Here is a 19728-nt window from a genome sequence, read left to right as displayed (position 1 = left end):
CGCGAGCTCAATCCAGATTGCGCAGCATGTCGGCTTCTCGTTCCAGAATCGAGGCAACCTCCTCGCGCTGCAGATGCGTCATCATCAAGCTGATGCAACATTCGAGATAGGTGATGGAGGCCCGGCGCAGATAGGCGGCCGTTTCCCTGGCGGCGATCTGATCGATGTCTCTGGCGGATCGTTTCGGTTGCACGGGTCCTTCTCCATCCGGGCTCCCCAGAGCGGTTCAGCGTATGATCGAACCGTGGACCGGCTCTAGCTTGTTGTTTCGCGCAATTCCGGACGGAAAACCGCTTCGCACTTTTCCCGGAATTGCTACAGCCCAACCCCGAGAGCCCGTGGATGTTCCCGGCCACGGCAGAATTGAACACCGCGAACCATGTCATTGCGCCAGCCCGGCAGTCTTCAAACCGGCAGGTTCTGCGCCTTGCCTGCCCTTGAACCGCCAGTGGCGGCAATCGGGGTCAGGGAGGCATCCATCCGATCCGTGTCGAGGTCGGCGAAGTAACCGATCGTCTGCAGCAGGCCCTGTCTGAGAGGCACCTTGGGCGCCCAGCCGAGCAGCGTTTTCGCACGCGTTATATCGGGCCGGCGCCGGCGCGGATCGTCTTGCGGCAAGGGCAGGAACGTCACGGCCGACCGCGTGCCTGTGATCTCGCGTACCAGGCTTGCCAATTGCAAGATGGTGAATTCCCCAGGGTTGCCCAGATTGACCGGCTGGCGTGGATTTGGATCGATGTCCATCAGGCGCAGCAGCCCGTCGACAAGGTCGGTGACATAGCAGAACGACCTGGTTTGACGTCCGTCGCCGAATATCGTCAGCGGCCGTTTCTCGATGGCTTGCATGACCAGGTTGGAGACGATGCGGCCGTCGGCCGGATCCATCCTCGGCCCGTAGGTGTTGAAGATGCGCGCAACGCGGATATCGGCTTTGTCGGCACGCAGGTAATCGAAACAAAGGGTCTCGGCCGTCCGTTTGCCTTCATCATAGCAGGCCCGCGGCCCCGTGCAGTTGACATGGCCGACATAGTCCTCCTTTTGCGGGTGCTGTTCGGGATCGCCATAGACCTCGCTGGTTGAAGCCTGCAGGAACCGGGCGCCGTTGTCCGCCGCGAGTTCAAGCAGATTGAATGTGCCGATGACGCATGTGCGCGTCGTATGAACCGGGTCTGCCTGATAGCGTGGCGGGGACGCCGCGCAAGCCATGTTGAAGATGCGGTCGACCGGTTCGCCGAGTTCCAGCGGGGTGCAGATGTCCTGTTCGATCAGCCGGAAGCGCGGCCGGCCGACAAGTGGCCTGATATTGTCCATTCGCCCGGTAAGGAAATTGTCGACACAGATCACTCGGTGACCATCCCGGAGCAATGTTTCGCAAAGGTGCGAACCGAGGAAACCCGCGCCGCCGGCGACAAGCACCGTCTGCGTCCGTTGCGCCTTTCTTGATTGCCGCATCTGTATCTTCTCCTGTCTGCCAGTCATGCCGCACTTCCAACGTCCAGGCCGAGGCCTGAACGCATCCGAGCCGGTGGTGCCAGCCGGGATATGAATTCACGGGCCCGGGCGATGCCGGTGTGTCTCGTCAGAACAAGCTTGCGAGCCCGGTCCGCCATGTCGAGCCTTGCACGATCGTTCTGTCCGCTCAGGATCGCGATCACGTCGTCGGGTTTGTCGGCGGTTTGAATGGTCGATTCAGGAAAAAAGCTGTCGAGGCCCGGCCACCGGTCGCTGATGATCGGCGTGCCGCAGGCGGCGGCCTCGAACAGCCGCACGCTCGGCGACCATCCGGCCGCGATCATCGATGCGCGGGTGACATTCAGCGTGCAGCGCTGGCGGCTGTAGAAGGCGGCATGCTCGGCCGGAGGCAAATGTTCTATACGCTCGACATTGCCGGGCCAGGCGATATTAGACGGGTATTGCGAGCCGGCGACCACGAAGCGCCGCCGCGGCAGCCGGCGCGCTGGCTCCAGCAGCAGTGCTTCCAGGGTCGGCTGCCGGTCCGAACTGTAGGTGCCGAGATATCCGAGATCCCATTGGATGGCATTGTCCGTCCGGTGGTGCCGCTCCGGATCGACGGAACAGTAGAGCGGCTCGGCTCTTTGCGCGCCGAATTCGGACTGCAACCGGTCGAGCGTCGGCCCGCCTGTGAAGGAGAAATAGACGTCGAAATACGGGATCTGTCGCCTTGCCAGATAATCGCAGTCGTCTTCGGCGATCTGCGCCAGCGTCACCGGCGTGTCGATGTCGTAGAAACACAGTTGCCCGCCGCAGAGCGACGCCACAGTGTCGATCACTGCCTTCCCCTCGGGCACAAAGGATCCGACCACCACAATATGGGCTCGCCGCAGGCGCCGCTCGTGGGCACGACGCAGTTCATCGAGCGTTTCGTAGTAGAGCAAGGTGCAGAAATCGGGCTCCCGCAGATCACGATGGCGCGCGTACCAGGGCACGTCGCGTTCGAGGAACGTGATGCGATGGCCCAGTTCATGAAGGCCTCTCAGCAGCCCGCGGAAAGTCGTTGCATGACCGTTCCCCCAGGACGAGGACAGCGAAAGGCCAAGGAAGACGATGTCGAGTTGCTTCGTCATTCCGCCGCCTCCACGGTAGGGCGTCCGACGTGCTCCTTGAAGACGGTATCGACCAGGGCCCCCCTCAGAGTGTAGGTGTGCTCGCCAAGAACACGTCGCAGTGCTGCCTCGCCGATCGCATTTGCCCGGGCGGATGTCAGCGTCCGCACGATCTCCGCGACGTCGGTACCGTCTCTCGCGACCAGTATTTCCTCACCGGGGGTCAGGAACATCTCGACACCGAGCCAGGCATCGGTGACGATGCAGGCACCTGCCCCTGCCGCTTCGAAAATCCGGGTCGCTGGCGAAAAACCGTTCGTGGCCATGCTGTCGCGGCTGATGTTCAGCACCGCCTTCGGCGTGACGTTGAAGGCATTATGATCCCGGGTCCCGACATGGCCGAGCCAGGAGACGTTGCCAGGCAGAGGTTTGTCTCCCCACCCGGATCCGCCGAGCAGGAAACGCTTGCCGTTCAGCGCTCGGGCCGGTTCGACGAAAAAGGCGTCGACGCGCGCCTCACGGTCGGGCAGGCGGTTGCCGAGAAAGGCAAGATCGCAAGCAAAACGCCGGTCGCCGGCGACCGGATGGTGTGTCTCGGGATCGAGCGCGTTGTAGATCGGCACGCATTCGACCGCGCCGAGGGCGCGATATTCCCACACCACGGGGTCACCGCCGCCATAGGTCAGCACGAGGTCGATCCTGCGCAAGGCATCGTGCAGCGGATGGTCGGCGTCGGCGCGCAACTGGCTGATCGTTGCAGGGGCGTCGACGTCCCAGAATACGGTGATCGCGTCGGCGCGGGCATGCTCGAGCACCGCGCTCAGCAATGCGTCATCCTCGAAGCCGACGCCACTTGCCTTGACGACGATGTCGGCCTGCGCCGCACAAGCCGCAACCTGCATCAGCGCATGCGGCGTCGGCTCGTAGACCACGACGGTGCACCAGTCGGGGGCCTCGATGTCGCGGTTCTTCTGCCGGTCGTAGACGTCGGGTTCGTAGAAGGTGATGTCGTAGCCGCGGCGCGACAACGCCTTGAGCAGCCCGCGATAGTAAGTCGCCGCCCCATTCCAGTACGACGACAACAGGCTTGATCCGTAAAAGGCGATTTTCATGCGGCGGCCTCCTTTGCGGGCATTCGAGTGGCTACATGACGGTTGCCACATGCGGCCAGTATGTCGAACAGTTCGTCGGCTCGGTGCCGGCATGTGTGTCGCGCCAGGATGGTTTCGAGCCCGGATGCGGCAAGCGTCAGCGCAAGCTCTCCATCATGCAGCACGTCGCTGAGGTGGCGGCGCATCTCGTCACCGTCCCGCGCGAAAAGGAAATCCTGTCCGGGACGGAACAGGCCTTCGGCGTCGGACCAGGGCGCCGACACAAGGGGAATGCCGCAGGCCAGCGCCTCGAACATGCGGATCGTGGGGATACCCGGCAGACCCTGCCGATAAGGCCGGCGGGGAATGTGCACGGTGACGCGATGCTGCGCGAATATTTTCGGCACATCGGCATTGGCGACCCAGCCCTCGTAGTGCAGGCCCGCATCGGCGAGCGCGTTGAGCGCGGCAGGCGGGTAGCGCACGCCGTGCACCGTTCCCGACAAGATAAGCTCGCGTGCCGGATCGATCAGGAATTCGTGGATTTCGGCGCTGCGCTCGTCATCCCCCCAATTTCCGACCCAAACCAGATCCGCGATGGGCTTCATGCGCCGGCATGGTTTGAATAAGCGCACATCCGCCGCCTCGTGCCAGGTGAAGGCACGCTTGCCCCAGCCGGCCCGAAGATAGCTCTCTCGCAAGGCTTCGCCAAAGGCGAGCACGCCGTCATAATGCTCCAGCGTGAGGGCCGAGATGGCTTCGGTCGCAGACACAGCCCGGTGGTGCGTATCGTGGAACAGGAGTGTGAAATCGCCTCCATTGGCCCGCGCGCGTCCAACGCGCGCGATGAGGTCCGGCGCCGTCCATTCGTGGACGATCACGACATCCGCACCGGTGATCCAGGCCTCATGATCGAACGACGCATCATAGGTTACCGGCATCAGCTCCGGGAAATCGTTCCTGAAGCGCTCCACCGCGAAGGCCCCTTTCTCCGCCAGCAGGTTGGAGCGGCTCCAGCCGTCCGCCGGCTCTAGCGCGATCACATGATGTCCGCGCGCGATGAGTTCGCGCATGATGCCGCGCTGGAAATGCGCATTGCCGTGGTTCCAGTCCGAGACGGCGGAATGGGTGTAGAACAGGAAGTGCATGGCTACCGTTCCGTGGCGGCCATCGCCGCCTGCTCGTGGATTTCCCGCATGGCCGTCGCTTGCGAGCGCGGCGAGAATTTGCGCGCCCGCCGGGCCGCGCGCTGGCCGAGTTGTCTCCGCAGGACGTCGTCGTGGACAAGGCGGGCGATGCAGCCGGCAAGGGCATGCTGATCACGCGCGTCGAAGAACAGCGCCGCGCCGTTCCAGATCTCGCGATAGGTGCCGATATCCGCCAGGACCAGGGGCGTGCCCGCCATCGCCGCTTCCAGGGCCGCAAGCCCGAAAGGTTCATAGCGAGACGTCGACACGAAGAGTCCGGCGCGTGCCATCAGCCGCCTGACCTCTTCGTGAGGGATCGCCCCGAGCGACACGCAATGCTGGAGACGCGCGTGCTGTCCTTCAGGCCCGTCGAGCGGACCGGCGGCAAAGAAGGGCCATTCCGCGATCGCGGCCGCGCCATCCAGCACCGCGGCATTTTTTCCCTCGTCCCACCAACGGGCTGCTGCAAAGACGAATGTCTCGCGATGCTCGGTCGCCGGGCCTGGTGCCGCACTGTTGTAGACGACGCTCAGGCGGGGGATCGGGCCATAGCAGATCTCGAGCATATCGGCGTGGCTCCGGCTCGGGGCCACGACCGCATCGGCCCGATCCAGGCCCGCTCTGTTGCGATCCCTTTGCCAGGCCCAATCGTTCGCGACCGCCTCGCCGCGCACCGCGTGCAGCCATGTGACGACACAGGAGTGCGATACGGCGACCACCGGGCAGGGCAGGTCGAGCCCGGCCGCCTGTGCCGGGGCGTTCAGGTGAATGAGATCAATGGCGTAGACCCTCGCAAGCTCCCGCAATTCCTCGGGAAGCTGATCAAGGTCGCATTGATCGTGCGTCATCCAGTCCGGCGGGGTCTTGAGCCATTCCAGGGCAGCGAAGGATCGTGCCTCTTCCGCCTGTTCGGCAGAAGGCGGTGGCCCCAGGCCGGCAAGCACGACGCTGTTGCCCGCGGCAGCGAGCTCGCGTGAAAGATCGAGTGAATATTGCCACACGCCGCCGACGGCATCGGTGGTCATCAGGATACGCCTTGGACGGTTGATCAATGACTGCAGCATGAGGCTTCCAACTCGGCCAGCGGGCGCGGCCGCTTGTCCTGGATGTCGCTGAACGAGGCGAAAGAGGCGAGGTAATGTTCATGGGCCCGCTCCCAGGCGAGGTCGTCGGGCTCGCCCCACAGCGCGCGATAGCTGGGCGAACTCGGGTAGGGGTAGAGCGGCACCGGTTCGTTGGCCCAGACGCCGTTGTCGATGAGGTGCCCGCGCCAGTGGTCCACCAGCGCGGGATCATCCTCGACCACGCCGATCAGGTTGGCCTGGACGAACGGAACGTGGCGGCGGGCATTGACCAGCAGCGCGGCCAATTCCTCGGTACCCAGCCGGCAGCGCTTTGCCAGCATCTCGCGGCCTTCGACGGTGAGGCTTTCGAGGCCTGCTTCGATCGACACGCAGCCGGCGGCGCCCAGGAGTTCCAGCAGTTCCGGCTTCCACAAGTCGATGCGGGTCTGAACGCCGAACTGGACATCGCGGCCGACCAACGCCTCCAGCAGGGCCTTCTGCGGCAGGAATATCTCGTCGATGAAGTAGATGTAGCGGACGCCTTGTGCGATCAGGCCGTCGATTTCGGCAATGACGGCCTCATGGTTCCTGCGGCGGTAGGCGTCGCGGAAATCGATCTTGGCGCAGAAGCTGCAATTGTAGGGACAGCCTCGCGACGCTTCGACCTCTGCTCCAGCACCGTGCAGTGGGGAGTCGAAACGGTGATGGTGGTGCGTGTGGGCGGCGATCCAATCGGTCGGCCAGCGCAGGGCCGGATGGTCGGTGAAACGGCTGGCATGTACGCCTCCGTTGGTCGCCAACGCGCCGTCCTCAAGCCGGGCAGTGTAGGACACCGTGCCCCAGTCGCCCTCCCGGGCAAGCTCGGCCACCACTTCCTCACACTCGCCCCGAACGACCAGGTCGACGCCGAGCTTGCGCAGGGTCGGCGCCGGCGTGGCCGAGCCGTGCGGTCCGACCGCCACCGTTCGGCCGCCGCGTCCCGCGACGTGAGCCAGGAACTCCGCTGGCACGCGAAGTTCGGGCGGAGCGCATCGCCAGAACAGGTAGGTGGGCGCCGTCGTCACCACCGACATGTCAGGAGCGAAGGCGGCGACCCGCTCCGCCAGCAGCGCGTTGTCGAGGTTCTGCAACTGCCCGTCGAGCATCAGGACCTCGTGACCATCTGCCTCCAGCAGCGCTTTGGAGTAGCCGAGTTCCAAAGGCAGATGCGGCTGCCGGCAGCCGAAATAGATGCTGTGCGCGTATGTCCAGTGCGGATTGACCAAGGCGACTTTCATGCGACGTACCTCGTGACTTCCGCTTGCGGCGTGAGACGATGCTGACGCAGCCAATCGGCAAGGTCGCGAATGCCATCGCGCCACGACACATGGGCCTTCCAGCCCAGCGCGGCTTCTATCTTGCGGGTGTCGGCGACGAAGAACGGTTGGTCGCCGGTGCGCTCCTGGTCGTAGCGAAGTGTGACCTCGTGGCCGGTCATGCCGGCGATCTCTGCCAGAAGCGTGCGCAGGCTTACGGCGTTTCGTGGCCCGCCGCCCAGGTTGAACGCCTGGCCCTTGAACTCGCCGATCCTGGCCAGCACGCCGCGATAGGCGGCCACGGCATCGGCAACGTGCAAGATGTCGCGCACCTGCCTGCCATTGCCGTAAATGGTGATCGGCCGGCCGCGGAGCGCGCTCAGCAGGAAATGGGCAACCCAGCCCTGGTCCTCGGTGCCGAACTGGCGCGGACCGTAGATGCAGCTCATGCGCAGCACGGCGGTCGGCAGGCCGTAGGAGTTGGCGTAGTCAAGCACATACTGGTCCGCGGCACCCTTGGAGCAGCCGTAGGGCGTGCAGAAATCAAGGCCGATCGTCTCGTCGACACCGCTGGTGGCGATCGTCTCGTCGCAAGGCTCGTAGCGATCGTCCACTTCCCTCACTGCAATCTGCGGCAGGCCGCCATAGACCTTGTTGGTGCTGGCGAAGATGACTGGGGCGCCAGTGCGGCGGGCCGCTTCGAGCACATGGAACGAGCCCCGCAGATTGATGTCGAGGTCTTCTCCAGGTTGAACAAGACTCGTGGTGACCGCTGTCTGTGCGGCCAGATGGAAGATCGCCTTGGCCGGGGCCAGAGCCGCAAGCATGGCGCCGGCGTCGCGCACGTCCACCGTCTTAACCGTGAGGCGGCTACCATGTTTTCCCGCAAGCCATTCGAGGTTCTGTTCGACGCCCGGCCGGCTTAGATTGTCGACAACCAGCACCGGCTCGCCATCCGACAAAAGGCTGTCGGCAAGGTTCGAACCGATGAAGCCGCTGCCGCCGACTATGGCCACCGGCGCCATGCGCGGATGCTGCGTCATGATACCAGCCCCCGCTCTTCCAGCTCCCGCTTCATGTCGGCGCCGCGGTCGACTGCGCCGGTGTTGCGAACCCAGATAACGAACTCGTCGAGTGCGTTTTCCAACCGGTGCCGGGGCTCGAAGCCGAGCAGCTCACGTGCCTTGGAAATGTCGGCGAAGCAGTTGCGGATATCGCCGGAGCGCGCCTTGCCGAGAATCTCGGGCGAGCGTCCTGACTGTCCCATCGCCTCGGCAAGCAGGCGCGCGACCTCGCTGATCGGGTAGGCGTGGCCGCTGCCGATGTTGATCGCGTGCCCGGCCGCCTGGCGCTGTTCCAACGCCAGCCGGAAGGCTCGGGCGACATCGAGCACATGGACAAAGTCGCGCTTCTGCCGGCCGTCCTCGAAAATCATCGGTCGCTTGCCGTTGGCAAGCCGCGAGGCGAAATTGGCGAGCACCCCGGTATATGGATTGGACAGCGCCTGCCCGGCGCCGAAGACGTTGAACAGGCGCAGCGCCACCGCGTCCATGCCGTAGGCTTGGCCGAAGATAAGCACGGCGCGTTCCTGCGCATATTTGGTCAATGCGTATATCGACGCGAGATCGGCCTGTTTTTCCTCGTCGGTGGGGATCGGTGAAAGCCTTTCGCCTTCGGCCGACAAGGGATCCCACTGGCCGCTCTTGATCTCGTCCGGCCTGCGACGTGCATTGTCGATGCGCCGTCCGTCCGGCGTTTCGTAAAGGCCCTCGCCATAGATGCTCATCGAAGACGCCACGACGATGCGTTCGACCGGCCGCTTGATCAATGCCTCGAGCAGGGTTGCGGTGCCGAGATCGTTGGTGCCGACATAGCGCGCGATCTCGTACATGGATTGCCCGACGCCGACCTCCGCCGCCAGGTGGATGACGGCATCGACATCGGAGACAGCCTCGGCCACCGCGTCCGGGTCGCGGACGTCACCCTTTATCAATTCGCTGCCGGCGGGCAGGCTGATCGCCTCGGCGCCATGCACCTGTTCCAGAAGGACATCCAGAACACGCACCGTATAGCCATGTTCGACGAGTTCCTGGGCGACGTGGCGGCCAATGAAGCCGCAGCCCCCCGTAACCAATACACGTTTCACGATAGCTCCCTTGCAGAGTAGGCGTTGGCGCCCCGAACTGCCGGGCAAAAGGTTTGTTCCCTGACTTCAACAAAGTTCCTTCCCGTTGAGGGCCAAAATGGGCGCCGTCTTCCCTTCCGGCACCGGGAACAATGCCGCATTTGCGCTGTTAGGCCGCCAATCAACCTGCACCGAGAAAGGGAACCGGCATGTCCGAGGCCAAGACGACCACCAATCACGATGAGATCCGCAAATGGGTGGAGGAGCGCGACGGCCATCCGGCCGTGGTGCGGACCGGAGGCAAGGGCGGCATCCTGAGGATCGACTTCGGCGAGCCCGAGGAGACGCTTGAGCCCGTGGAGTGGGACGAGTTCTTCCGGATCTTCGACGAGAATGACCTCGCCTTCCTGCACCAGGACAGAGCGGGCAGCGGTGGAACCAGCCGCTTCAACAAGTTCGTCGAGCGCGGTTCCAAGGGCTGAGCCCAAGGCCGCCCCGACAGTTTCGGAAGCCCGGGTCCCGGCAACACGTCAGGAGTGAGACATGACAGAGAAATCCAGGACAGCCGGTGCATCCCGGCGCCGCGTGGTTGGCGGCATGGCCGGCGGCGTGCTCGCGGCGATCACAAATCCGGTCCAGGCACAGCAGGCGAGCGCCGCCGCGGCTTCGGCTCCGGCAGGCCCGGTTTCGAAACAGGATCCGACCAAGCAATATCCCCAGCCGCCGTTCAAGGCGCAGCAGCAGGAATGGCCGGGCCTCGCCGGCAAGATGGAGCCGCGTCCAGACCTTAGCAGCCGCTGTCGCGATCGTCCTCGATGGCCGGATCGGCGACCTGATTGCAACGTATGTCGCCCTTGCCATGCCATGTCAGCGCTTTCATGGGATGCTCCTTCATCCGAACCTGCGCTTTTCAGAAATGACAGCTTTCCAGAAATGTCATTGGCGTGTCGCCGGGCTCAGCTTCTGCTGGCTGAGCCGGGTTCGGCCACGCGGCGATGCCGCTCGGCCAATATCCCTGCCGGCATGAAGCGGGAGCCGGCGACCTGCATCCTGTTGGTCCAGCCGCTAATGACCTGTTCTTCGCCGGCCATCAGGGCGTCGTAGCCGTCCCTGGCCACGTCGGCGGGATTGTCTTTCTCATCGGTTCCGATTTTCGTATCCATCATGTCGGCGCGTTCAAAAAAACGGGTCTGTGTGGCGCCTGGCATCAGCAGCGTGACCGTGACGCCGCTGTGCTTCAGCTCGTGACGAAGCGCGATCGCGAACGAATCGATGAATGCCTTGGTGCCGTTGTAGATGGCCTGGAAGGTGCCGGGCATGAAGCCCGCGATTGACCCGGTGAACAGGATCCGGCCGCGGCCCCGCCTCACCATCCGGGGGGTAAGTCGGTGCGCGAGGTGGACCGTGCCGGTGACGTTGGTGTCGATGACGCGGCGCACCTTGGCCCAATCCTGATCCACGAAGCCTCGGCCCAGCCCGCGTCCCGCGTTGAGGAACAGCAGGTCAATGTCACGGTCGCCGATCCTCGAGATCAGCTGGTCAATGCCGTCCTCGGTGGCAAGGTCCGCTTCCACCGCGTCGACGGCGACACCTCGAGATCGAAGCGCCTCGCCGACCTCCTCGATCGCCGGTTCATCGGCGACAATGACGAGATCATAGCCGTCTTTCGCGCACAGTTTCGCAAGTTCCTTGCCGATGCCGCTCGAGGCGCCTGTGACGACGGCGAGTTTCGCGTTTCGCATTCTGTCCTCTCGATTTGGAGTGTTGGCCAACCTGAAGTGCTTGGCCGAACAAGCAGCTGGCTCGAATGTTCCAAGCAACTGGAAGAGACACGCGGATCGTCTATGTGACGGAACCAATTTGGCCACGGCTGTCCCCGCGTCGGTGGGGAGCGCGGCCGTGGGGCTCTTTTCCGACCTGAAACAAGAAACTGAGCGAGGGCCGGTCAGGAGCCCGGCACAAAATCTTCCTGCCGGTGGAACATCGATCGGTGTCGACAGTTTTGTCCCGCCTCAGACACCGCGTCCCGATGTCTGTTGACATCTGTGGGCCACAGCCGACGGCCAGGTGCCACCGATATTCTCGCTGCGGTTTCAGGGCGGCTTGGGGCCGCCTTTCGCCGCGACAACTCTTGGTGAGCGTGCGCCGACAAACGACGACAGGAGCCAGTCATGAAACACCAGACACTCGAACAACTGGAATCAATAGCCGACATCACACCGCTTGCCCCGGTCCCGCTGACGACCAGAGCGCAGCGAATGGAGCGTTGGGCGGAAGTGCTCGACCAGCATCCGTCCCGTTGCCTCGCCGCGCTCTCTGGGACCGAACATCTGCACCCGGCGGTGCGGGAAGAGGCGCGGGCGGCTGGATCGCCGCTTACCGTTGCCTTCGAGGACCCGCTGCTGCGTGCATCCGGCTTGAAATCCGACACGTACGGAGAAGCCAAGCGTTTCTTCGAACTGTCGGATTGGGAATTGCACGACATCGTCTGCAGCTGCCATGTAGGTACAATGATGCAGGCAAACTGGGTTGCAGGCCGGGTCCGCAGGATTGTTGGCGGGAACAGGATTGTCGCTTGGCTGAGACGGCTGATGGTGAATTGACGTTTTCATGCGCCGCATGATTGAGGCTGCAACGGCACAGGTGACAGGCATGGGCTAATTGAGCAGGTCGGCGGCTTTATCGGCGGATATTTGCAGCAGGTAATTCAACCATCGTTCCGTCGAGATATCAGCAGGACGATCCCCGACTTCGCGGATGGCGAGTTCCAGTGTCGTTTCCACCAGCCGGTCCGCGGCACTGGCATCGCCAAGCATCAGGCGCGCTGCCAATCGAAGTTTGGGCAGCAGCGACAGGACATCGGCAGGTTCGTCGATTTGATCCTGTCGGGTCCCTGCGGGGAAAAGCGCCGCGATGATCTTTCTGCGATCGGCTGACTTCAAAAGATTGGCGGCGTGCTCAAGGCGGGAAGGGATGACGTTGCGGTCGTGGGCACTGAAGAAGACGAAGGGAACGCCACGTTCGACCAGGCGGTCGGCGATGGGAAAGACGGGGGTTCCATTCAAGTCTATGTCCAGTACGGCGGCATCCGCCTGCTCGGCATAAGGCCGGGCCTGCACAACGCTTTGGGCTGGCCCCAGGATGGTGGCCCCGAGCCCGGAGAAGTAACGCGCGAGGTCGTCGGCGACGACGAATTCGTCCTCGACGATGAGAACCTTCGCGCCGATAAGAAACTGCACCTCGGCCCTCCCGTTTAGGTCTCAACAGGCCTCGCCGGGACATCCAGCAGGCGTGTCACCGGATGACGGCACTGTAAGGACGGTAGCTTGCTGCCTGAGCGTTGATACCCTCGGTCGATTCAACGCCGCGCACCATGCGAGGTTCCAATTCTGTTGCAACGCTTCGGCTCAACCCGGCCTCCCTCGAACCCTGTGGCCCGCATGGGGAAAGCTGTGGCCGGACTTCAATCGTATGGACCACCGCGGGACCAGTCGCACGCAATGCTGTCGCCCGACATGGCTAAGGTGAGCTACGGCTTATGAAAAATCTTGCGCCTAAATTTCTGGCAGGCGCGAGAAAAAACGCATAGGGTAGCCTGCTGTCGCTGCCGCCTTATCTACCTTTGGGCTGCTCAGAGAAAGACGGCTTTCATGTCGCAAAAACCGAGACACCCCATTGTCGGCATTGGCGCGTCCGCTGGTGGCGTCCCCGCCATGGAAAGCTTCTTCCGAGGCCTGCCCGAGGGTTCCGGCATGGCTTTCATAATCATCACCCATCTCAGTCCCGAAAGGGAAAGCCTGCTCCACGAGGTGCTGGGGCGATACACCAGCATGCCGGTGGCGGTCGCGAAAGACGGGGTAGGAGCGGAGCCGGATCACGTCTATGTCATGCCGCAGAACGCCGTCCTGTCGATCAAGGACGGCACGTTGAAGCTCCATCAAACCAATGTGAGCAATCGGGAGCGCAAGCCCATCGACGTCTTCTTCAGCGCTCTGGCCGAGGACCAGGGCGAATACGCGGTCGGCGTTATTCTGTCAGGTGGCGACGGCGATGGAACCCTGGGCGCCAAGATGATCAAGGAGCACGGCGGCTTCGTGCTGGCTCAGGCCGGCGACGGCTCTGGCCCCCGCAACCCCGACATGCCGCAAAGCGCCATTTCCAGCGGCGTCGTCGATATTGCCGTTCCGGCGGAAGAGATGGGTGAGAAGCTCGTCGATTTTACACGCGGCTTCGGCGTGCTCGATCTGTTGAGCGAAGGCGACGGCAAGGTCCCGGCGGAGCACACCGACCGCGCCCGCGAGGAAATCTACGGCATACTGCGCGACCGCTCCGGCCACGATTTCTCCGGATACAAGACCAAGACCTTCATTCGTCGGGTCAAGCGGCGCATGCAGATCAACCAGATGAAGTCCATGAATGGCTACATTGACCTGCTGCGAAAGGATCCGCGCGAGGTCACGTCGCTGTTTCGCGACCTGCTCATCAACGTCACCAATTTCTTTCGCGACGCGGAAGCCTTCGATTCGCTGGAGCAGAAGGTCATTCCGACCTTGTTCGAGGGCAAAACCGCTTCCGACACGGTCAGGGTCTGGGTTCCGGGTTGCGCCACCGGCGAGGAGGTCTATTCGCTCGGCATCCTGCTGCGCGAGCATATGGACAAACTCTCGATGGTGCCCAAAATTCAATTGTTCGCGACCGACATCGATGAACCGGCGCTCACCGTTGCGCGCGCGGCACGCTATCCGGCCAACCTGCTCGAGGGCGTCTCGGAACAAAGAAGAGACCGCTTCTTCGTCCATGAAGGAGGCAGCTTCGTGCTGACCAGCGAAGTGCGTGAACTCTGCATCTTTTCGCCGCACAGCGTCGTCAAGGATCCGCCGTTTTCGCGCATGGATCTGGTTTCATGCCGCAATCTTCTGATCTATTTCGGGCCCGACGTTCAGAATCGGGTTCTCCCCATCTTCCATTACGCCTTGAAACCCGGCGGCTATCTTTTTCTTGGTACGTCGGAGAGCGTAGGCCAACACTCCGACCTCTTCTCCACCGTCGACAAGAAGCAGCGCATTTTCAGGGCCCGCAAGGACGTCGTGCCGAAATCGCGCCTTCCGCTGCTGGTAGGCGAGAACGTCAAAGGCGCTCACCTCTTCTCGGACGGAAGGATGGGGAAGGGCAGCGAGATCGGCAATGGCGCGTTCCGCCAGTCCGTTGAAGCGCAGGTCTTGGACCGCTATGCGCCGCCGCATGTGGTCGTCAACGCCGAAGGTGACGTGGCCTACTATTCCGCGCGGACCGGAAAATATCTCGAAGCCGCTCAAGGCATACCCAGCCGCCAATTGCTGAGCATGGCGCGGCGGGGGCTCCGGCTCGATCTGCGGGCGGCCTTGCGCGAGGCCGCCGCAGGCCGTCAAATCGTCATGCGCGAACACATCGCCATGGATGGCGAGGACGAGCGGGTGCAGTTGGTCAACATCATCGTCGAGCCACTGTCCGAACAGGGCTCGGGCGAGACGTTTTACCTTGTCCTGTTCCAGCCGGTCGGTCCGTCTCGCGACAAGGCCGAAGCCCAGCTCGGGAGTCAGAGCCCAGACGAAATCGCGCATATCGAGCGCGACCTGCGCGACACCCGCGAACGGCTGCAATCGACGATTGAAGAGTACGAAACGGCCTTGGAGGAGGTGAAGTCCTCCAACGAGGAACTGGTCTCGGTCAACGAAGAAGCCCAGTCGACCAACGAGGAGCTGGAGGCCTCGAAGGAGGAGATGCAGTCCCTCAACGAGGAGCTGAACACCATAAATGCTGAGCTCACGAACAAGATCGAGGAGCTCGACCACGCAAACAGCGACCTGAAGAACCTGTTCGAGAGCACGGAGATCGCAACCGTGTTTCTCGACCGCGATCTGGTGATCCGTACCTTCACGCCCGCGGCGTCTGCCTATTTCAACCTGCGCGCCTCCGACGTCGGGCGTCCGCTTACCGATCTGTCCAGCCAGTTGGATTATCCGGAAATGCACAACCAGATCCGGCGCGTGTTCCAGACGGGCGAGCCGATCGTTCATCACCTTGCGCGCGACACGCAGGGCCGCTTTCACATGGTCCGGCTCGTTCCCTATCGTGACAAAGACGGCCGCATCCAGGGCGTCGTGGTGACCCTCGTCGACGTCACGACGCTGGCCGAGGCAGAGGAGCATCAGAAGGTGCTGATCTCCGAACTCAACCACCGCGTGAAGAACATGCTGGCGGTCATTACCAGCATCGCAAACCGCACGGTCGAGAGTTCCACCACCAAGGAAGGTTTCGCAACAGCCCTGCTCGGCCGACTCAACGCGATGGCACGCGCCTATGGCGTGCTCTCGCGGGAGAACTGGACGGAGGTTTCGCTCGGCGAACTGCTCGCTCAGGAAGCAGCGGCCTTCGATCCGGAACGCTTCTCGCTCCATGGCCCGGCGCTTAAATTGAGGCCCCAGCAGGCTTTATCGATCGGCATGGTAATGCACGAACTCGCCACCAATGCGACGAAATACGGCGCGCTGAACAAGGAAGGCGGTGGGGTTGAGGTCGAATGGTCGGTGCATGAGCAGACACTTCAGCTCATCTGGCGCGAGATCGGAGGGCCGCCCGTCACGGAGCCGAAGGAAGGGGGCTTCGGCCTCTCCCTGGTTAGGGGCGAGATAGGCTATCGATTGGGCGGCACGGCTGAAACATTTTTCCATCCGCAGGGTTTGGAGGTGAGGATCTCGTTTCCGCTCGACCAAAAGGCCTGAACGCGACGACCCAATTGCGCATTCTTATTGTCGAGGACGAGTGGCTGATCGCCGAGGACCATGCGGCGATGATTAGAGCCGCCGGACACCTAGTCGTGGGACCGGCCGCTTCGGTCAAGGCTGCGATCGATTACATGGAAGGAGAAGAACTCGATGCCGCGCTTTTGGACGTTCAACTGAGCGGCGAGGTAAGCTATGGGCTGGCAGACACACTGCGTGAGAAAGTCATACCGTTCGCATTTGTGACCGGTTATTCCCCCTCCGAGATGCCGGCCCGATTTGCAGGGGTTCAGGTGCTGCAAAAACCTGTCGTGCCGGCAGTGCTGATCGCAGCGATCATGACACTCTTCGACCAGCAGTCCGCGGGAAAGCAGGAGGCTGGCTAAATGGATGGGAATTCCTGACGGTCAAACGTCCTTGCTCCCGTCCTTCGGTACGACCTTCCCGCTCCGGATTTCACGAGCGCGTCATTTGACGCGCTCTGTCCTTATTTCCTGCCTGGGCCGCTGCCCGATCCGGCCCGCGGCGGTCCGTTCGACGGCAACCGACTCCCATTCCAGCGACAGAGAAGACCCGGAGCAGGTCCTTCGATCGCCGAACATTCCAAGGACGCCAGGGCCACGAAGGGTGGTCGGCAACCTGGAACTTATGTGAGGGACCGACGCGAAGTCGATCCGGTCGTCCGGCACGCTTCCGGCTCGCCGCGACACCTCATGCCTCGACACCTCATCAAGAGATGGAACAGGGTCCAATTGAGGCCCGCCTGATCCCGGCGGGCCTTGCTCGCGCGTATCAGTTCCTGCCTTGGCCGGCATTGGCACACGGGCTACTTATTGCAATTCTGCATGTCCGACGTGGTATTGCCGCTGGCGGTGTTGTTGTCGGTGTCGCTGGCGCCGGTGTCCTTGCAACGGTCGGTCATTCCGTTGGAATTCGTCGTCGAATTGGTGGCATTGGTATCGGTAGTGCCGGTGCCGGTGCCGCTGCCGGTGCCGGTTCCAGTGCCCGCAGTGGTGCCGCCGGACCCAGTGTTTGTCCCGGTGCCACTCCCGGTGCCGTTGGATTGCGCCATGGCCGAAGTCGCAAGGATGATGGCAAATACCGATGCTGAGAGAAGTTTGATCATTGGGGTAGCTCCTACGTTGATCGCTCGATTGCGACATCGACCCAACCTTGATCCATCGGGGATGTTCCAGACAAAATTGGGATCGACATCGGGCCCGTTACCCTGTCCCGGCTGCCTCAGAACCATCAAGGCCTGCTGTCTTCGTCGTACAGGCGTTCCGTGGCCTGCTTGCTCGCCTGACGCTCGGCGGGTCCCCGCCGCCGCCGCATGAGCAACACAAAAGCGAGCAGGATTGCCAGCAAAACGGGGCCACCAGCTACGACGACCAGCCAAAGGTTACTCTCCAACATCGGGGCATCTCCTTACATTCCGGCCATGGCGGTTTGCATACCGGCCATGGCGGCGAGACGTGACACGCTCATCGAGCGCTATTCGTCGGCCCGCTGCCGGGGCTTATTGGCGGCTGTCGATCCGCGCTCGATGCGGCCTCATCCCTGAAGCGCGCCTTTCCCAACAGGCTGGGGCGTCGAATGTTCCAATTCCGACAACGGGCGCGCCCTCCGCAGCTGTGTCCTTTTACGTGCACACATCCAGGCCCCGTGCCGGCCAACGGCAAGCTCGACATGCGCGTTGTCTTCGCGCCGCACACGGCGCCCAAGGCGAAGGAGTTGAGGAATTGCGCGTCCATTGCGGGCGCTGCGGCGAAGCCGGTTGGCAATCAGCAGAAGGCGCAGGCCGTGGCGCCGGTTGCGCTGCCGCCGCCGACGGCCAGCAATGCGGGCGGCCTCGCCGTCCAGGCTTCGGGCGTGCCGACCCAATGCTCACCGAAGGCCGGAACTTGCGAGTTCGAGGTCAAGGTCACCAACACCAGCCCCAACCCCGTGACCGGCCCCTTGCGGGTCATACAACCTTGGCGGTCGGCACGCAGACCCAGGCAAAGAACCAGCCGTCATCCAGCAGCCTGCCGCCGGGACTGACGTGCCTGCCCGAAGGGAACTCGATTGCCAGCAGCCCGAACTCACTCTGGCGCCGGGCGAAAGCCGCACCATGCGGGTGCCCGGCCCCATTCCCTTCACGGACAAGCGAGGCGAGCTGGCTGGCGTGCCGCGATCCAACGGCAGCACTTGCCGAGCTACAGGCGCAGATCGCGGCAGGGTGATCGGGATCTACGACCCGGAATGAAAGCCGGAGGAGCAGTCGCAAAAGCGCCGCGGCCGCCCGCCGACGGCCATGAGCGCGAAGGCGCGTACCCAAATTCTGTACATTGACAGGACATCCACAGAGCCAGTCGGGACCCGTGAGCTTGGACAGGAAGTCTACACATCGCTCGCCCGGGGAGAGACGGGGCCGGGAATTGTTGCGGGCCTCTGCGTCGCATGCATCGCTCTCGTCGCCGATGCACTGCTGAAATCCGGTGCGGCTCGCGCCGCCAGACACGAGGGAGGGATGCATGTCTGAAGTCCGTCGCCTTTCGGCTAACGGCACTGCCCGCCAAGCGCCTGTTGCGCTGGAAGCAAAGGGGGTTTGGAAGGTGTTCGGCTCCGGCGCCAAGACCTTTGGTCGGCTCCCTGCGGCCGAACGCACCCCAGACGCGCTGGCGGCGGCCGACGTGATCGGCGCGGTGCAGGATGCATCTTTCCGCATTGTCCGCGGCGAGGTATTCGTCATCATGGGGCTATCGGGATCGGGAAAATCCACCCTTCTTCGTTGTCTCACCCGGCTGATCGAGTCCACCGAGGGCGAAATCCGCTATGATGGCGAGAATATCCTGGGGCTTGACGAGAAGTCGCTGGTGGAGCTTCGCCGTCGCCGCATGGGAATGGTGTTCCAGCATTTCGCGCTGCTGCCCAACCGGACCGTGCTCGGCAATGTCGCGTTTCCGCTGGAGGTCCAGGGAATGCCGCGGGTCAATGCCGAAACCCGCGCGGCCGAACTGATCGAAACTGTCGGGCTCAAGGGCCGGGGGGATCGTTTTCCCTCGGAACTTTCAGGCGGCCAGCAGCAGCGCGTCGGCATTGCCCGATCGCTGACCACCAATCCGGAATTCTGGTTCCTGGACGAGCCGTTTTCAGCGCTCGATCCGCTGATCCGAGCGGACCTCCAGGGCGAGGTGCAGCGGCTTCAGCAGACCCAGACACGCACGGTGGTCTTCGTCACCCACGATCTCGACGAAGCGATTCTCCTGGCGGACCGGATCGCGATCATGGAGGGCGGGAGGATCGTCCAGATCGGCACCCCGGAAGAACTGGTGATCCGGCCAGCGACCGACTATGTCCGCCGTTTCGTCGCCAAGGTGTCGCCTGCGCGGGTGGTTCGCGTGTCCTCTCTGATGGCACCCGCCGATGGAGGCAATGCCACCGCGGGTGTCAGGGCCGATGCGACGATCTTCGAGATAGCGCGTGAACTCGTCGCAGCAGAGGGGCCATTGCCTGTCCTGAATGTCGGCGGCAGTCAGGTCGGATATTTGGACCGACAGCGGGCGCTCGCAACACTTGCCGCAGGTGCCTGACTGTTTGCTCTGGCCGTAGGGTGCGTCGCCGACCAGAGCGTGCTTCGAAAGGGGTATATAAAGTTG

The 19728-nt window shown here is 63.1% G+C and carries 19 protein-coding genes and 1 pseudogene; 5 read left to right on the top strand and 15 right to left on the bottom strand.

Features of this window, described 5'->3' with window-relative positions:
- Nucleotides 1-7: 7 nt before the first annotated feature.
- The 9 genes from FJW03_RS18165 to FJW03_RS18125 form a co-directional block, all read right to left on the bottom strand.
- On the bottom strand, nt 8-193 hold the full coding sequence (locus tag FJW03_RS18165) for a hypothetical protein (RefSeq protein ID WP_140746266.1): 186 nt from the start codon (nt 191-193) through the stop codon (nt 8-10).
- 212 nt (nt 194-405) lie between these two features.
- On the bottom strand, nt 406-1452 hold the full coding sequence (locus tag FJW03_RS18160; protein ID WP_140759658.1) for a UDP-glucuronic acid decarboxylase family protein: 1047 nt from the start codon (nt 1450-1452) through the stop codon (nt 406-408).
- A 23-nt stretch (nt 1453-1475) separates the two neighbouring features.
- A complete protein-coding gene (locus tag FJW03_RS18155; RefSeq protein WP_140759661.1) occupies nt 1476-2585 on the bottom strand; it encodes a glycosyltransferase in 1110 nt (369 codons plus the stop codon).
- The gene (locus FJW03_RS18150) at nt 2582-3676 is read right to left on the bottom strand and encodes a glycosyltransferase (protein ID WP_140759664.1); all 1095 of its coding nucleotides are present in this window, start codon (nt 3674-3676) and stop codon (nt 2582-2584) included. Before FJW03_RS18150 ends, FJW03_RS18155 begins: the two co-directional genes overlap by 4 nt.
- Entirely contained in the window at nt 3673-4803 is a 1131-nt protein-coding gene (locus FJW03_RS18145) for a glycosyltransferase (RefSeq protein WP_140759667.1), read from the bottom strand. Before FJW03_RS18145 ends, FJW03_RS18150 begins: the two co-directional genes overlap by 4 nt.
- A gap of 2 nt (nt 4804-4805) precedes the next feature.
- On the bottom strand, nt 4806-5867 hold the full coding sequence (locus FJW03_RS18140; RefSeq protein WP_319022892.1) for a glycosyltransferase family 4 protein: 1062 nt from the start codon (nt 5865-5867) through the stop codon (nt 4806-4808).
- Between the two features lie 23 nt (nt 5868-5890).
- Entirely contained in the window at nt 5891-7183 is a 1293-nt protein-coding gene (locus FJW03_RS18135; protein ID WP_140759673.1) for a TIGR04295 family B12-binding domain-containing radical SAM protein, read from the bottom strand.
- Complete coding sequence (locus tag FJW03_RS18130; RefSeq protein ID WP_181173096.1) at nt 7180-8244, bottom strand: NAD-dependent epimerase/dehydratase family protein; 1065 nt, start codon at nt 8242-8244, stop codon at nt 7180-7182. Before FJW03_RS18130 ends, FJW03_RS18135 begins: the two co-directional genes overlap by 4 nt.
- Nucleotides 8241-9347, bottom strand: coding sequence for an NAD-dependent epimerase/dehydratase family protein (locus FJW03_RS18125; protein WP_140759679.1), 1107 nt, complete (start codon nt 9345-9347; stop codon nt 8241-8243). The genes FJW03_RS18130 and FJW03_RS18125 overlap by 4 nt, the downstream gene beginning before the upstream one ends.
- Nucleotides 9348-9535: 188 nt before the next feature.
- Between FJW03_RS18125 and FJW03_RS18120 the strand changes: the two genes are divergently transcribed.
- A complete protein-coding gene (locus FJW03_RS18120) occupies nt 9536-9808 on the top strand; it encodes a hypothetical protein (protein ID WP_140607125.1) in 273 nt (90 codons plus the stop codon).
- A 314-nt stretch (nt 9809-10122) separates the two neighbouring features.
- Here FJW03_RS18120 and FJW03_RS18115 read toward each other — a convergent pair.
- Together FJW03_RS18115 and FJW03_RS18110 are read right to left on the bottom strand one after the other, a co-directional pair.
- Nucleotides 10123-10206 (bottom strand): annotated as a pseudogene (locus FJW03_RS18115) (oxidoreductase); the annotation flags it as partial.
- 76 nt (nt 10207-10282) lie between these two features.
- The gene (locus FJW03_RS18110) at nt 10283-11068 is read right to left on the bottom strand and encodes an SDR family NAD(P)-dependent oxidoreductase (protein WP_140759682.1); all 786 of its coding nucleotides are present in this window, start codon (nt 11066-11068) and stop codon (nt 10283-10285) included.
- Between the two features lie 429 nt (nt 11069-11497).
- On the opposite strand from FJW03_RS18110, the gene FJW03_RS18105 reads away from it, so the two are divergent.
- On the top strand, nt 11498-11929 hold the full coding sequence (locus FJW03_RS18105) for a hypothetical protein (protein ID WP_140607119.1): 432 nt from the start codon (nt 11498-11500) through the stop codon (nt 11927-11929).
- 54 nt (nt 11930-11983) lie between these two features.
- Here the strand turns inward: FJW03_RS18105 and FJW03_RS18100 are convergent, their stop codons facing one another.
- Nucleotides 11984-12565, bottom strand: coding sequence for a response regulator (locus FJW03_RS18100; RefSeq protein ID WP_140607118.1), 582 nt, complete (start codon nt 12563-12565; stop codon nt 11984-11986).
- A 411-nt stretch (nt 12566-12976) separates the two neighbouring features.
- On the opposite strand from FJW03_RS18100, the gene FJW03_RS18095 reads away from it, so the two are divergent.
- Together FJW03_RS18095 and FJW03_RS18090 are read left to right on the top strand one after the other, a co-directional pair.
- Nucleotides 12977-16087 (top strand): CheR family methyltransferase, encoded by a 3111-nt coding sequence (locus FJW03_RS18095; protein WP_140759685.1) that lies wholly within the window; start codon nt 12977-12979, stop codon nt 16085-16087.
- 14 nt (nt 16088-16101) lie between these two features.
- Nucleotides 16102-16473: a response regulator gene (locus FJW03_RS18090; RefSeq protein WP_226890396.1), complete on the top strand. Its 372-nt coding sequence runs from the start codon at nt 16102-16104 to the stop codon at nt 16471-16473.
- A gap of 440 nt (nt 16474-16913) precedes the next feature.
- On the opposite strand, the gene FJW03_RS18085 is transcribed toward FJW03_RS18090, so the two are convergent.
- From FJW03_RS18085 to FJW03_RS18075, 3 genes are all read right to left on the bottom strand, one after another.
- Nucleotides 16914-17213, bottom strand: a complete 300-nt coding sequence (locus tag FJW03_RS18085; protein ID WP_181173097.1) for a hypothetical protein — start codon at nt 17211-17213, stop codon at nt 16914-16916.
- A 125-nt stretch (nt 17214-17338) separates the two neighbouring features.
- Entirely contained in the window at nt 17339-17503 is a 165-nt protein-coding gene (locus FJW03_RS18080; RefSeq protein ID WP_226890395.1) for a hypothetical protein, read from the bottom strand.
- Nucleotides 17504-17871: 368 nt separating this feature from the next.
- Nucleotides 17872-18057, bottom strand: coding sequence for a hypothetical protein (locus tag FJW03_RS18075; protein ID WP_181173098.1), 186 nt, complete (start codon nt 18055-18057; stop codon nt 17872-17874).
- A gap of 546 nt (nt 18058-18603) precedes the next feature.
- Between FJW03_RS18075 and FJW03_RS18070 the strand changes: the two genes are divergently transcribed.
- Nucleotides 18604-19662 carry an ATP-binding cassette domain-containing protein gene (locus FJW03_RS18070; protein ID WP_140759945.1) on the top strand — a complete coding sequence of 353 codons (1059 nt, stop codon included), beginning with the start codon at nt 18604-18606 and terminating at the stop codon, nt 19660-19662.
- Nucleotides 19663-19728: the final 66 nt, after the last annotated feature.

The organism is Mesorhizobium sp. B4-1-4, from assembly GCF_006439395.2.
GTDB lineage: Bacteria > Pseudomonadota > Alphaproteobacteria > Rhizobiales > Rhizobiaceae > Mesorhizobium.
Note: the sequence above shows the minus strand (reverse complement) of the source record. Positions and strands in the feature narration are given on the sequence as shown.